The 13524-nt window shown below is 71.7% G+C and carries 15 protein-coding genes; 14 read left to right on the top strand and 1 reads right to left on the bottom strand.

Features of this window, described 5'->3' with window-relative positions:
- Position 1: 1 nt before the first annotated feature.
- Together FDM97_RS26905 and ffh are read left to right on the top strand one after the other, a co-directional pair.
- The gene (locus FDM97_RS26905) at positions 2–2452 is read left to right on the top strand and encodes a [protein-PII] uridylyltransferase (protein WP_137993112.1); all 2451 of its coding nucleotides are present in this window, start codon (positions 2–4) and stop codon (positions 2450–2452) included.
- 124 nt (positions 2453–2576) lie between these two features.
- Entirely contained in the window at positions 2577–4130 is a 1554-nt protein-coding gene (gene ffh, locus FDM97_RS26900; protein ID WP_137993111.1) for a signal recognition particle protein, read from the top strand.
- Between the two features lie 96 nt (positions 4131–4226).
- Here the strand turns inward: ffh and FDM97_RS26895 are convergent, their stop codons facing one another.
- A complete protein-coding gene (locus FDM97_RS26895; RefSeq protein WP_137993110.1) occupies positions 4227–4982 on the bottom strand; it encodes an SAM-dependent methyltransferase in 756 nt (251 codons plus the stop codon).
- Positions 4983–5361: 379 nt separating this feature from the next.
- On the opposite strand from FDM97_RS26895, the gene FDM97_RS26890 reads away from it, so the two are divergent.
- The 12 genes from FDM97_RS26890 to FDM97_RS26835 all read left to right on the top strand — a co-directional run bounded on the left by FDM97_RS26890 (position 5362) and on the right by FDM97_RS26835 (position 13442).
- Positions 5362–5955, top strand: coding sequence for a hypothetical protein (locus FDM97_RS26890; RefSeq protein ID WP_024755886.1), 594 nt, complete (start codon positions 5362–5364; stop codon positions 5953–5955).
- Positions 5956–6161: 206 nt separating this feature from the next.
- On the top strand, positions 6162–6602 hold the full coding sequence (rpsP, locus tag FDM97_RS26885; RefSeq protein ID WP_137993109.1) for a 30S ribosomal protein S16: 441 nt from the start codon (positions 6162–6164) through the stop codon (positions 6600–6602).
- Between the two features lie 2 nt (positions 6603–6604).
- Positions 6605–6844, top strand: coding sequence for an RNA-binding protein (locus FDM97_RS26880; RefSeq protein WP_005311361.1), 240 nt, complete (start codon positions 6605–6607; stop codon positions 6842–6844).
- Positions 6845–6929: 85 nt separating this feature from the next.
- Entirely contained in the window at positions 6930–7475 is a 546-nt protein-coding gene (gene rimM, locus FDM97_RS26875) for a ribosome maturation factor RimM (RefSeq protein ID WP_137993108.1), read from the top strand.
- Positions 7475–8296 carry a tRNA (guanosine(37)-N1)-methyltransferase TrmD gene (gene trmD, locus FDM97_RS26870; RefSeq protein WP_137993107.1) on the top strand — a complete coding sequence of 274 codons (822 nt, stop codon included), beginning with the start codon at positions 7475–7477 and terminating at the stop codon, positions 8294–8296. Before rimM ends, trmD begins: the two co-directional genes overlap by 1 nt.
- Positions 8297–8425: 129 nt before the next feature.
- Complete coding sequence (gene rplS, locus FDM97_RS26865) at positions 8426–8776, top strand: 50S ribosomal protein L19 (RefSeq protein ID WP_137993106.1); 351 nt, start codon at positions 8426–8428, stop codon at positions 8774–8776.
- A gap of 71 nt (positions 8777–8847) precedes the next feature.
- The gene (gene lepB / locus FDM97_RS26860) at positions 8848–9723 is read left to right on the top strand and encodes a signal peptidase I (RefSeq protein ID WP_137993105.1); all 876 of its coding nucleotides are present in this window, start codon (positions 8848–8850) and stop codon (positions 9721–9723) included.
- Entirely contained in the window at positions 9716–10780 is a 1065-nt protein-coding gene (lepB, locus tag FDM97_RS26855; RefSeq protein WP_137993104.1) for a signal peptidase I, read from the top strand. The genes lepB (FDM97_RS26860) and lepB (FDM97_RS26855) overlap by 8 nt, the downstream gene beginning before the upstream one ends.
- A complete protein-coding gene (gene lepB, locus FDM97_RS26850; RefSeq protein ID WP_137995047.1) occupies positions 10695–11651 on the top strand; it encodes a signal peptidase I in 957 nt (318 codons plus the stop codon). The genes lepB (FDM97_RS26855) and lepB (FDM97_RS26850) overlap by 86 nt, the downstream gene beginning before the upstream one ends.
- 63 nt (positions 11652–11714) lie before the next feature.
- Positions 11715–12521, top strand: a complete 807-nt coding sequence (lepB, locus tag FDM97_RS26845) for a signal peptidase I (RefSeq protein ID WP_137993103.1) — start codon at positions 11715–11717, stop codon at positions 12519–12521.
- On the top strand, positions 12518–13078 hold the full coding sequence (locus FDM97_RS26840) for an NUDIX hydrolase (protein WP_137993102.1): 561 nt from the start codon (positions 12518–12520) through the stop codon (positions 13076–13078). The genes lepB (FDM97_RS26845) and FDM97_RS26840 overlap by 4 nt, the downstream gene beginning before the upstream one ends.
- A 55-nt stretch (positions 13079–13133) precedes the next feature.
- Positions 13134–13442, top strand: a complete 309-nt coding sequence (locus FDM97_RS26835) for a DUF2469 domain-containing protein (protein WP_055510545.1) — start codon at positions 13134–13136, stop codon at positions 13440–13442.
- Positions 13443–13524 lie beyond the last annotated feature (82 nt).

Raw genomic sequence — 13524 nt, 5'->3', positions numbered from 1 at the left:
GGTGACGAGCCTCGACACGAGTACGCAAGCGGAAGACTCGGGACCCAGCGGTTACGCGGCGGCCCGGCTGCGCCTTCTCACCGAGAAGGCGCAGTCCGGGCCGCCGCGCCGTGCCGCGCTGGCCCGGCTCACCGACGACTGGCTGACCGGACTGTTCGCCGCCGCCCAGCCGCCACGAGGGGTGGCGCTCGTCGCCGTCGGCGGCTACGGGCGCGGCGAACTCTCCCCGCGCAGCGACCTCGACCTGCTCCTCCTGCACGACGGCACCGCCGACGCCGGCACGATCGCCACCATCGCCGACCGGATCTGGTACCCCGTCTGGGACCTGGGCCTCGCCCTCGACCACTCCGTACGCAGCCCCGCCGAGGCCCGCAAGACCGCCGGGGACGACCTCAAGGTCCAGCTCGGGCTCCTCGACGCCCGGCCCGTCGCCGGCGACGCCGGACTCGTCGCCGGACTGCGCACCGCCGTCCTCGCCGACTGGCGCAACCAGGCACCCAAGCGGCTCCCCGAACTCGACGCGCTCTGCCGCGAGCGCGCCGAACGGATGGGTGAACTGCAGTTCCTCCTCGAACCCGACCTGAAGGAGGCCAGGGGAGGCCTCCGCGACGCCCAGGTCCTGCGCGCCGTCGCCGCCTCCTGGCTCGCCGACGCGCCACGCGAAGGCCTCGACGGCGCCCGCCGCCGCCTCCTCGACGCCCGCGACGCCCTGCACCTGGCCACCGGACGCGCCACCGACCGGCTCGCCCTCCAGGAACAGGACGCGGTCGCCGAGGAGCTCGGACTCCTGGACGCCGACACCCTGCTGCGCGAGGTGTACGAGGCCGCGCGGATCATCTCGTACGCCACCGACGTCACCTGGCGCGAGGTCAACCGCGTCCTCAAGGCACGCTCCGCCCGCCCCCGCCTGCGCGCCATCCTCGGCGGCCGCTCCGGCGGCGCGAAGCCGCCGATCGAACGCACCCCGCTCGCCGAAGGCGTGGTGGAGATGGACGGCGAGGTCGTCCTCGCCCTCAGCGCCAAACCGGAACGCGACTCCGTCCTGCCCCTGCGGGCCGCCGCCGCGGCCGCCCAGTCCGGACTCCCGCTCTCCCTGCACGCCGTCCGCAGGCTGGCCGCCGCCGCCAAACCGCTGCCCGTTCCGTGGCCCGCCGAGGCACGCGAGGAACTGGTCACCCTGCTCGGCGCGGGGGAGCCCACCGTGCCCGTCTGGGAGGCCCTGGAGGCCGAAGGCCTCATCACCCGGCTCCTGCCCGACTGGGAGCGCGTACGCTGCCGCCCGCAGCGCAACCCCGTCCACACCTGGACCGTCGACCGGCACCTCGTCGAGACCGCCGTCCGCGCGTCCTCGCTCACCCGCCGCGTCGGCCGCCCCGACCTGCTGCTCGTCGCCGCACTCCTGCACGACATCGGCAAGGGCTGGCCCGGCGACCACTCCGTGGCCGGCGAGACCATCGCCCGCGACGTCGCCACCCGGATCGGCTTCGACCGCGCCGACGTCACCGTCATCGCCACCGTCGTACGCCACCACCTGCTGCTCGTCGAGACCGCGACCCGACGCGACCTGGACGACCCCGCGACCGTCCAGGCCGTCGCCACCGCCGTCGGCACCCAGGGCACCCTGGAACTGCTCCACGCCCTCACCGAGGCCGACGCCCTCGCCACCGGCCCCGCCGCCTGGTCCTCCTGGCGCGGCTCGCTCGTCGCCGACCTCGTCAAACGCGTCGGGGCCGTCCTCGCCGGAGAACCGGCACCCGAGGTCGAACCCGCCGCACCCAGCGCCGAACAGGAACGCCTCGCGATCGAGGCACTGCGCACCGGGGAACCGGTCCTCGCCCTGCACACCCAGCCCGAGGCCGAGCCGCAGGACGGCGAACCCGAACCGGTCGGCGTCGAACTCCTCATCGCCCTGCCCGACCAGCCCGGCGTCCTGCCCGCCGCGGCCGGCGTCCTCGCCCTCCACCGCCTGACCGTACGGGCCGCGGACCTGCGCGCCATCGAACTCCCCACCGAGCTCGGCGCGAGCGCCGTCCTGGTCCTCGACTGGCGCGTCGCCGCCGAATACGGCTCCCTGCCCCAGGCCGCACGGCTCCGCGCCGACCTCGTCCGGGCCCTCGACGGCACCCTGGACATCCCCGCGCGCCTGGCCGAACGCGAGGCCGCGTACCCCCGGCGGCGCGGCGTCACCGCCCCACCGCCCCGCGTCACCGTCGCCGCCGCCGACTCCCGGCTCGCCACCGTCATCGAGGTCCGCGCCCAGGACGCGCCCGGCCTGCTGCACCGCATCGGCCGCGCCCTGGAGGGCGCCGACGTCCGCGTCAGGAGCGCCCACGTCTCCACCCTGGGCGCCAACGCCGTCGACACGCTGTACGTGACCCGCCCCGACGGCTCCCTCCTCCCGGACGAGGAGGCCGCCGACCTGGCGAAGGCCCTGGAGGGCGCACTGCGCTGAGGGAGCCCCCGCCCGCCGTGTCCGGGAGGCGGATTCGGCGGGCGGGGGCACGCACTTCGACCGGGCAGATACCCTGGAGGGCAATCCGTCCGCCCGCCCCCGACACCGAGGATCCGCGACCGCCGTGTTCGATACCCTCTCCGACCGCCTTGCAGCGACATTCAAGAACCTCCGGGGCAAGGGCCGCCTGTCCGAGGCGGACATCGACGCCACCGCGCGCGAGATCCGTATCGCCCTGCTCGAGGCGGACGTCGCCCTGCCCGTCGTCCGGGCGTTCATCAAGCAGGTCAAGGAACGCGCGCTCGGCGTCGAGGTCTCCCAGGCGCTGAACCCCGCCCAGCAGGTCATCAAGATCGTCAACGAGGAGCTCATCGGCATCCTCGGCGGCGAGACCCGCCGCCTGCGGTTCGCCAAGACCGCCCCGACCGTGATCATGCTCGCCGGTCTCCAGGGTGCCGGTAAGACCACCCTCGCCGGAAAGCTCGGCCTCTGGCTCAAGGGCCAGGGCCACTCCCCGCTGCTCGTCGCCTGCGACCTCCAGCGCCCCAACGCCGTCACCCAGCTCGGCGTCGTCGCCGAGCGCGCGGGCGTCGCGTTCTACGGCCCCCAGCCGGGCAACGGCGTCGGCGACCCGGTCCAGGTCGCGAAGGACTCCATCGAGTACGCGCGCGGCAAGCAGTACGACATCGTCATCGTCGACACCGCCGGCCGCCTCGGCATCGACGTCGAGATGATGCAGCAGGCCGCGGACATCCGCGACGCCGTCAGCCCCGACGAGGTCCTCTTCGTCGTCGACGCCATGATCGGTCAGGACGCGGTCAACACCGCCGAGGCCTTCCGCGACGGCGTCGGCTTCGACGGCGTCGTGCTCTCCAAGCTCGACGGCGACGCCCGAGGCGGCGCCGCGCTCTCCATCGCGCACGTCACCGGCCGCCAGATCATGTTCGCCTCCAACGGCGAGAAGCTGGACGACTTCGACGCGTTCCACCCGGACCGCATGGCGTCCCGCATCCTCGGCATGGGCGACATGCTCTCGCTCATCGAGAAGGCCGAGCAGACCTTCAGCCAGGAAGAGGCCGCCAAGATGGCCTCCAAGCTGGCGTCCAAGAAGGGCCAGGAGTTCACGCTCGACGACTTCCTCGCCCAGATGGAACAGGTCCGCAAGATGGGCTCCATCAGCAAGCTGCTCGGGATGCTCCCCGGCATGGCGCAGATGAAGGAGCAGATCAACAACATCGACGAGCGGGACGTCGACCGCACGGCCGCGATCATCAAGTCGATGACCCCCGGCGAGCGCCAGGACCCCACCATCATCAACGGCTCGCGCCGCGCCCGTATCGCCAAGGGCTCGGGCGTCGAGGTCAGCGCCGTCAAGGGCCTGGTCGAGCGGTTCTTCGAGGCCCGCAAGATGATGTCCCGCATGGCCCAGGGCGGCGGCATGCCGGGCATGCCCGGGATCCCCGGCATGGGCGGCGGCCCCGGCCGGCAGAAGAAGCAGATCAAGCAGGCCAAGGGCAAGCGCAAGAGCGGCAACCCGATGAAGCGCAAGGCCGAGGAGCAGGCCGCCGCGGCCCGCCGCGAGCAGGCCCAGCAGGGCGGCGCGTTCGGCCTCCCGGCGGCCGGCCAGGGCCCGGGCGACTTCGAGCTCCCCGACGAGTTCAAGAAGTTCATGGGCTGATCGGTCCACGCGAAAGGGGCCCGGAGCGGTGTGAAACCGCCCCGGGCCCCTTTTCGCTCCCGGGCCGCGCCCGCCTACGCCCGCCTACGCCCGCCTTTAGGGGACGCGGGCGATCAGATACCGGAAGACGTTCGGCATCCACACCGTCCCGTCCCCGCGGACATACGGATCCAGCGCCTCCATGATCTCCTTCTCGACCTGGGACAGGTCCGTCGCACGGATCGCCGCGTCGAAGTCGCCCGTCGACAGCAGCCCGCGCACCGCGCTGTCGGTGTCCGCGTACCCGAACGGACACGACACCCGGCCCGAACCGTCCGGAATCAGACCCGCCCCCGCCACCACACCCTCAAGGTCCTCGGCCGGCGCCGGACGCCACCCGGCCAGCCGCACCGCCACCCGCCGCACCGACGCCGTCGCGCACCGCTCGGGCGGCCCCCAGTCCGCGAGAACGACCGCCGCGCCCCGTTGAGCCAGGGGAGTGACGGCCGCCAGCGCCGCCCCGAGCCCCGCCGAGGCATGGAAGGCCGTGATCACGTCGTACGGAGACGGTGTACGGGACGGATCCCCGGCGTCCGCCGGGTCGCCCTCGACGACCGCGTGCCCCGCACCCTCCGGCAGCCGCTCCCGGGCCAGCTCCACGCGCGCGTGGTCCCGGTCCACGCCGGTGACCCGCGCACCCCGCGAGGCCGCCATCAGCAGCGCGAGCCCCGACCCGCACCCGAGCCCGAGGACCCGGGAGCGCGGACCCACGTCGAGACGGTCGTACACCGCCTCGTAGAGCGGGACGAGCATGCGCTCCTGGATCTCGGCCCAGTCGCGCGCGGGGTGGTGCGGGACGAGCGTAGGTGTCATGGAAAGCGCCCCAATCAGTGCCTGGTCGACAGCCCCCGTGTACATGCGCCCGCATCCCCCCGTATGTCAGGGAACTGCCGATCCGTGCCCGCGTCCAGTGCTCGCGCCGGACCACTTCCCCTTCGGAGAAGGGCCGGTGCGCCGCCTTGCATCCGGACCCGGTACTGTCCCTGCAACGTCCTCCGGAGCGCGTCCGCCACGGCTACGCGCCGGGCGTATGCGCCGCTACGCACCACCTTGCCGCGAGCTGCGAGACTTCTCCGCAGATCGGCGCACTGACCCTCCTCCGGACGCATCAACGGCAACTGACGGGTACGTGCAAAATATTTGGGATGCCCCGGAATGGAACCCGGGAGCGCCCCGGCTCGTTGTACGCGACGTGAGCACGACACCACCTGTTCTCGCCGCAGAGCTGGCACAGGCGTGGGCCGACATTCAGCGGCACCACCCCGAACTGCCGGATCTTGCCGCGCCCGAGTCCCTGATCGGAGAGTCCTCGTCCGCCTGCGGCGCCGAGCTCTCCTTCGAGCGACTGCTCCACGAGGCAGTCCACGGCATCGCCGCCGCCCGAGGAGTCCGCGACACCTCGCGCGCCGGCCGCTACCACAACCGCAGATTCCTCGCGATCGCCGAGGAGATGGGCCTCGACCACCCCGAGGAACCGCACGCCAGCAGCGGCTTCTCCCTGGTCACGCTCAACCCCGAGGCGAGGCGGCGCTACCGGCCCACCATCGAGCGGCTCCAGCGCGCCCTCAAGGCGCACACCGTCGCGACGGCGGCGGACACCAAGCGCTCCTTCCGCGGCCCCGCCGCCCGCCACGGCTCCTCCGGCGGCGGCGTGCGCGTGAAGGCCGTCTGCGACTGCGGCCGCAACGTCCGCGTGGTCCCCTCCGTCCTCGCCCAGGCCCCCATCGTCTGCGGCGGCTGCGGCAAGCCCTTCCGTATCCCGGAAACGGTCGGCGCGGCGAGCTGAGCCGGACCGCCCCGAGGCGGGACCTGGGAGCCGACCGTCCCAGGTCCGGCGCGCCGCAGGCGTGTGGCACAATGGCTAGCTGTACTCGACAGCCGCACAGGACCCCTCTCTCCTCCGGCTGACGCGTCCATCGGGCACCCGAGTACCGCAACCCCACGTGGCATCTCATGTGCCCAACCACGTCAAGACCAGGAGACACCACTCCAGTGGCAGTCAAGATCAAGCTCAAGCGCCTCGGCAAGATTCGCCAGCCGCACTACCGCATCGTCGTCGCCGACTCCCGCACCCGCCGGGACGGTCGTGCGATCGAGGAGATCGGTCTGTACCACCCGACGTACAACCCCTCGAAGATCGAGGTCGACTCCGAGCGTGCGCAGTACTGGCTGTCCGTCGGCGCCCAGCCGACCGAGCCCGTCCTCGCCATCCTGAAGCTCACCGGCGACTGGCAGAAGCACAAGGGCCTGCCGGCCCCGGCGCCGCTGCTGCAGCCGGCGACGAAGGAGGACAAGCGCGCCTCCTTCGACGCGTTCGCCAAGACCCTCGAGGGTGACGACGCCAAGGGTGAGGCCATCACCCCGAAGGCGAAGAAGGCCGACAAGAAGGCGGACGAGGCCGAGGCCGCGTCCACCGAGTCGACCGAGGCCTGAGCATGCTCGAGGAGGCTCTCGAGCACCTCGTGAAGGGCATCGTCGACAACCCCGACGACGTGCAGGTCGCCTCGCGCAACCTGCGTCGCGGCCGCGTACTCGAGGTCCGGGTCCACCCCGACGACCTCGGCAAGGTGATCGGCCGCAACGGCCGCACCGCGCGTGCGCTGCGTACCGTCGTGGGCGCCATCGGCGGCCGTGGCATCCGCGTCGACCTCGTCGACGTGGACCAGGTCCGCTGAGCACGTTGGACACACCGGCACGGGCCGGGGAGGGCTTTCGAGCCCACCCCGGCCCGTCGTCGTCGGAACAGGAGAGAATGAAGTCGTGCAGCTGGTAGTCGCGCGGGTCGGCCGCGCCCACGGCATCAAGGGCGAAGTCACCGTCGAGGTCCGTACGGACGAGCCCGAGCTCCGGCTCGCGCCCGGAGCCGTCCTGGTCACCGACCCGGCCTCCGCCGGGCCGCTGACCATCGAGACCGGCCGGGTGCACAGCGGCCGGCTGCTGCTCCGCTTCGAGGGCGTACGCGACCGCAACGCGGCCGAGGCCCTGCGCAACACCCTCCTCATCGCCGACGTCGACCCCGACGAGATGCCGGAGGGGGAGGACGAGTACTACGACCACCAGCTCATGGACCTGGACGTCGTCCTCGCCGACGGCACCGAGGTCGGCCGGATCACCGAGATCACGCACCTGCCGTCCCAGGACCTCTTCATCGTCGAGCGGCCCGACGGCACCGAGCTGATGATCCCCTTCGTCGAGGAGATCGTCACCGACATCGATCTGGAACAGCAGCGGGCCGTCATCGACCCGCCGCCCGGCCTGATCGACGACCGCGCCGAGATCGCCTCCTCCCGCGAGGAAGAGTCCTGATGCGGCTCGACGTCGTCACGATCTTCCCCGAGTACCTGGAACCGCTGAACGTCTCCCTGGTCGGCAAGGCACGCGCGCGTGGCCAGCTCGACGTCCACGTCCACGACCTGCGGCAGTGGACCTACGACCGGCACAACACGGTCGACGACACCCCCTACGGCGGCGGCCCCGGCATGGTCATGAAGACCGAGCCCTGGGGCGACGCCCTCGACCAGACCCTCGCCGACGGCTTCGAGGCCGGCGCGCACGGGCCCGCCCTGGTCGTCCCCACCCCCAGCGGCCGCCCCTTCACCCAGGAACTCGCCGTCGAGCTCTCCGAGCGCCCCTGGCTGATCTTCACGCCCGCCCGCTACGAGGGCATCGACCGGCGCGTCATGGACGAGTACGCGACCCGCATACCGGTCTACGAGGTCTCCATCGGCGACTACGTCCTGGCCGGCGGGGAAGCCGCCGTCCTCGTCGTCACCGAGGCCGTCGCCCGGCTGCTGCCCGGCGTCCTCGGCAACGCCGAGTCCCACCGCGACGACTCCTTCGCCCCCGGGGCCATGGCCAACCTCCTGGAGGGCCCCGTCTACACCAAGCCCCCCGAGTGGCGAGGCCGCGCGATCCCCGACGTACTCCTCAGCGGGCACCACGGGAAGATCGCGCGCTGGCGCCGCGACGAGGCCTTCCGCCGTACGGCACAGAACCGCCCGGACCTGATCGAACGCTGCGACCCCTCCGTCTTCGACAAGAAGGACAGGGAGATCCTCTCCCTGCTCGGCTGGGCCCCCGAGCCCGGCGGCCGATTTTGGCGCAGGCCCGACGCCGTGGAAGAATAGGCCGCTGCTGTGTGTCCGGCGTGCGCCCCTGCCACAGGGGGACGACGCCCGCCCGGTGTACACGGCGCTCCATCCCACTTTCGAACGTTCCGCTGATGACCTGTGGCATCAGCGAGGAAAGAGACCACCATGGCCTCCCTGCTCGACTCGGTCAACGCGGCTGCGCTCCGCACCGACCTCCCCGCCTTCCGTCCCGGCGACACCGTGAACGTCCACGTGCGCGTCATCGAGGGCAACCGCTCCCGTATCCAGCAGTTCAAGGGCGTCGTCATCCGCCGCCAGGGCTCGGGCGTCAGCGAGACCTTCACGGTCCGCAAGGTCTCGTTCTCCGTCGGCGTCGAGCGCACCTTCCCGGTGAACAGCCCGATCTTCGAGAAGATCGAGCTCGTCAGCCGCGGTGACGTCCGTCGCGCCAAGCTCTACTACCTGCGTGAGCTGCGCGGCAAGGCTGCCAAGATCAAGGAGAAGCGCGACAACTGAGCTCCGGCTCACCGATCGCGCGGGGCTTCGGAGCGATGATTCTCAGGGCGGCCGGATAGGCTCTGCCCCCGATGGACACCGAAGCACAGCACACGGAGCGCGACCGCTCCTCCGAGACGGAGGAGCGGTCGCGCTCCGCGCGTATTCCCGGACCCGAACCGGAGCCCGCGGGCGCGGAGCCTGGCGGTGGGGAGGCTAGCGGCGCGGAGCCTGGCGGCGGGGAGGCTGCCGGCGCGGAGAGCGCGGGCGCGGTGCGCGCCGACGCGACGCCCGTCGGCGGGTGGTCCTGGCGCCGCACGGGGATCGTCGGCGGCGTCTGCGTGGTCTTCCTGCTGTTCCTGAGCCACTTCGTGATGCAGCCCTTCCTGATCCCCAGCGGCTCGATGGAGCCGACCCTCCAGGTCGGGGACCGGATCCTGGTGAACAAGCTGGCGTACCGTTTCGGCGACCAGCCCCGGCGCGGCGACGTGGTCGTCTTCGACGGCACCGGCTCCTTCCTCCAGGGGGCCCCGGAGCAGAACCCGGTCACCGGCCTGCTGCACGGCGCCGCCGCCGCACTCGGCCTCGCCGAGCCCGCCGAGACCGACTTCGTGAAGCGGGTCGTGGGCGTGGGCGGCGACCGGGTCGTCTGCTGCGACAAGAACGGCCGGCTCACCGTCAACGGCGTGCCCGTCGAGGAGTGGTACGTCCAGTTGGGTGACACGCCCTCCAAGGTTCCTTTCGACATCGTCGTACCGCAGGGCACCCTGTGGGTGATGGGCGACCACCGCAGTCAGTCGAGCGACTCCCGCGACCACCTCGGGCGGCCGGGGGGCGGCATGGTGCCCGTCGAGCGGGTGATCGGGCGCGCGGACTGGATCGGCTGGCCCTTCGGCCGCTGGTCCGAGGTGCCGGAGACCGGCGCCTTCGACGCCGTACCCGCTCCCGCGGCGGGCCGCCATGGGTAACCGGGGCAAGCAGCAGACCGGGCGCCGCGGCGACACGCGGCTGCCCACCGGCACACGGCCCACGGACGGCAGCCGTCCGCTGCCCGGCCGTGCGGAGCGGCGCAAGCTCGCCCGCAAGGTCAAACGCCGCCGGCAGCGCTCCGCGGTCAAGGAGATCCCGCTCCTGATCGTGGTCGCCGTGCTGATCGCACTCGTCCTGAAGACCTTCCTGGTCCAGGCGTTCGTCATCCCGTCCGGCTCGATGGAGCAGACGATCCGGATCGACGACCGGGTCCTGGTCGACAAACTCACGCCCTGGTTCGGCTCCACGCCGCAGCGCGGTGACGTCGTCGTCTTCAAGGACCCCGGCAACTGGCTCCCGAAGGGCACCACACCGCCCGCCGAGGACCCGGTCGGTGTCAAACAGGTCAAGCAGGCCCTGACGTTCATCGGGCTGCTGCCCTCGGCCGACGAGCAGGACCTGATCAAGCGGGTCGTGGCGGTCGGCGGGGACACGGTCGCGTGCTGCGGCAAGGACGGCCGGATCACGGTCAACGGCGTACCGCTGGACGAACCGTATCTGCACCCGGGGAACGAGCCCTCGAAGATCAAGTTCGAGGTGAAGGTGCCGCCGGGCCGGTACTTCGTCATGGGCGACCACCGCTCCGACTCCGCCGACTCGCGCTTCCATCTCGACGAGAAGGACCGGGGCACGATCTCCCAGGAGGACGTCGTCGGCCGGGCCGTCTTCATCGGCTGGCCCGTGAGCCACTGGCGGCGCCTCGAGGAGCCGGACACGTTTGCGGCTGTACCGGACGGTCGTTCGGGATCTGTGTCCGCGCTCGGCGCGTCGCATAGTGTGTCCTCGCGGAATCTGAACGGATTGCCCTGGCTCCCGACCCCTGCGGAACTCCCGCTCGTTATGGGAGTGGTGGGCCTGTCCCTGTTCTGGGGCAGGCATGTGCACGGACTGAGGAGTGGATGTGGGGGATGTGGCCGTCGGGGCACGATCCGGACACGACGAGCCCGAGGAGAGGCCCGAGCAGCTCGCCGGGTCGCCGGTGGCCATGAGGGATGACTCCGCCGGCCGGCAGGACGGCGACCCCGCGGACGACGCCGAGGGTGCGACCGGCGAGCCCGGCGAGGACGGGGAGCCCGGCGAGGACGGGCAGGCCGGTACGGGCGCGAAGAAGCAGCGCTCGTTCTGGAAGGAACTGCCGCTCCTGATCGGTATCGCCCTGCTGCTCGCGCTGCTGATCAAGACCTTCCTGGTGCAGGCGTTCTCGATCCCCTCGGACTCGATGATGAACACGCTGCAGCGCGGCGACCGGGTTCTGGTGGACAAGCTCACCCCGTGGTTCGGCTCCGAGCCGGAGCGCGGCGAGGTCGTCGTCTTCCACGACCCGGGCGGCTGGCTGGAGGGCGAGCCCACGCCCGACCCGAACGTGGTGCAGAAGTTCCTGAGCTTCATCGGTCTGATGCCCTCCGCGGAGGAGAAGGACCTCATCAAGCGAGTCATCGCGGTCGGCGGCGACACGGTCTCCTGCAAGGAGGGCGGCAAGGTCATCCTCAACGGCAAGCCGCTGGAGGAGGCAAGCTACATCTACCCGGGCTCCACGCCGTGCGGTGACAAGCCCTTCGGGCCCCTCACCGTCCCCGAGGGCAGCATCTGGGTGATGGGCGACAACCGGCAGAACTCGCTGGACTCCCGCTACCACCAGAACCTCCCGGGCGCCGGCACGGTCTCCAACGAGAAGGTCGTCGGACGCGCGGTCGTGGTGGCCTGGCCGGTGACCCGCTGGTCCACGCTGCCCGTGCCGGAGACCTTCGACCAGCCGGGGCTGAGCCAGGCGCTGGCCGTGGCCCCGGGCGCCGCCGGCCTCGCCGGTGCGCTGCCGCTGGTGCTGTGGCGTCGCAAGTGGGTCGCGGCTCGGCATACCGCCGAGTAGGAACGCGCGGGTAGGGTGCCGTCCCAGATCGTCGAACCGACCTTCGAGGTGGGGAGCGCTGGGATGAGCGGGACCATACGGACGGAAGGCGGCCGCGGCCGCCTCGGCAGTGTGCTGTCGGGGCTGGCCGTGGCCGTCGGCTGTGTGCTCTTCCTCGGCGGATTCGTCTGGGGAGCCGTCCTCTACCAGCCGTACACCGTGCCCAGCGACTCCATGACCCCCACCCTCGCCGTCGGCTCCAAGGTCCTCGCGCAACGGATCGACGGGAGCGAGGTCCGGCGCGGGGACATCGTGGTCTTCAAGGACCCGCTGTGGGGCGACATGCCGATGGTCAAGCGCGTCGTCGGCGTCGGCGGCGACACCGTCGCCTGCTGCGATGCGGACGGGCGGCTCACGGTCGACGGCAAGGCGATCCAGGAGCCGTACACACAGCCCGGCGTACCCGCCTCGGGACAGGAGTTCTCGGCGACCGTGCCCGAAGGAAACCTCTTCCTCCTCGGCGACGAGCGGCTGGGCTCCCTGGACTCCCGGGTCCACCTCCAGGAAGCCGGCCAGGGCTCCGTACCGCGCTCCGCGGTCACCGCCCGCGTCGACGCCGTCGCCTGGCCCGACAGCGCCCTCCTGGAGCGCCCCACGAGCTTCGAGGCCCTCCCGGGCGGCGTCTCGCGCCCCGGTCCCGTACAGGCGCTCTTCTCCGCGATCGTCGCCGGGTGTGTACTGATCCTGGCCGGGGCCGCGTACGGGCCCGTGGCAGGGCGGCTGGCGGCACGGTCGGGCCGTCGGTCCGGTGGCCGGTCGGGCGGTGGGTCCGGCGGTCGGCCGGGCGGTAAGTCCGGCGGTGGGTCGGGTACGGAGACGGTGAGCGCATGACGGGTACGCCAGGTTCGGCGCGGGCGCGGGCGCGGGCCCAGGAGCAGGAGCAGGCGCAGTCACGGTCGCAGGAGCGGGAGCTGCGGCGGGTGGCGCGGGTCGTGCTGCTCGACCCCCACGACCGCATCCTCCTCATGCACGGATACGAGCCCGACGACCCGAAGCAGACCTGGTGGTTCACGCCCGGCGGCGGCCTGGAGGGAGACGAGACCCGCGAGGAGGCGGCGCTGCGCGAGCTGGCCGAGGAGACCGGGATCACCGAGGTCGAACTCGGGCCCGTCCTCTGGCAGCGGATCTGCTCCTTCCCGTTCGACGGGCGGCGCTGGGACCAGGACGAGTGGTACTACCTGGCGCGAACCACCCAGACCGCGACGGCCCCCGGCGGCCTCACCGAACTGGAGGCGCGCAGCGTCGCGGGGCTGAGGTGGTGGACCTCCGCCGAACTGTCGGCGGCCCGTGAGACGGTGTACCCGACCAGACTCGCCGAGCTGCTGCACAAGCTGCTCGACGAAGGACCCCCGAGTGTGCCGGTGGTTCTCGCCCCGGAAATCGTTTAGCGGTGCGAGCGACTGGCGCACAATGGGTGGACGCACGGCTGAAGGGGAACATGCCATGAGCGCCGAGGACCTCGAGAAGTACGAGACCGAGATGGAGCTGAAGCTCTACCGGGAGTACCGCGACGTCGTCGGGCTGTTCAAATACGTGATCGAGACCGAGCGACGCTTCTACCTCACCAACGACTACGAGATGCAGGTGCACTCGGTCCAGGGCGAGGTGTTCTTCGAGGTCTCCATGGCCGACGCCTGGGTCTGGGACATGTATCGGCCGGCCAGGTTCGTCAAGCAGGTCCGGGTGCTCACTTTCAAGGACGTGAACATCGAGGAGCTCAACAAGAGCGACCTGGAGCTCCCCAGCAGCTGAAACCACCCGCAGAGGTGAGGCGGTTGTCCACAGGCGGCCGACCGTCCACCATGATCCACACGGAGCGTCGCGGGGCGTCACA

The sequence above is a fragment of the Streptomyces vilmorinianum genome (assembly GCF_005517195.1).
Taxonomy (GTDB): domain Bacteria; phylum Actinomycetota; class Actinomycetes; order Streptomycetales; family Streptomycetaceae; genus Streptomyces; species Streptomyces vilmorinianum.
This window is presented reverse-complemented; position numbering and strand designations above follow the sequence as displayed.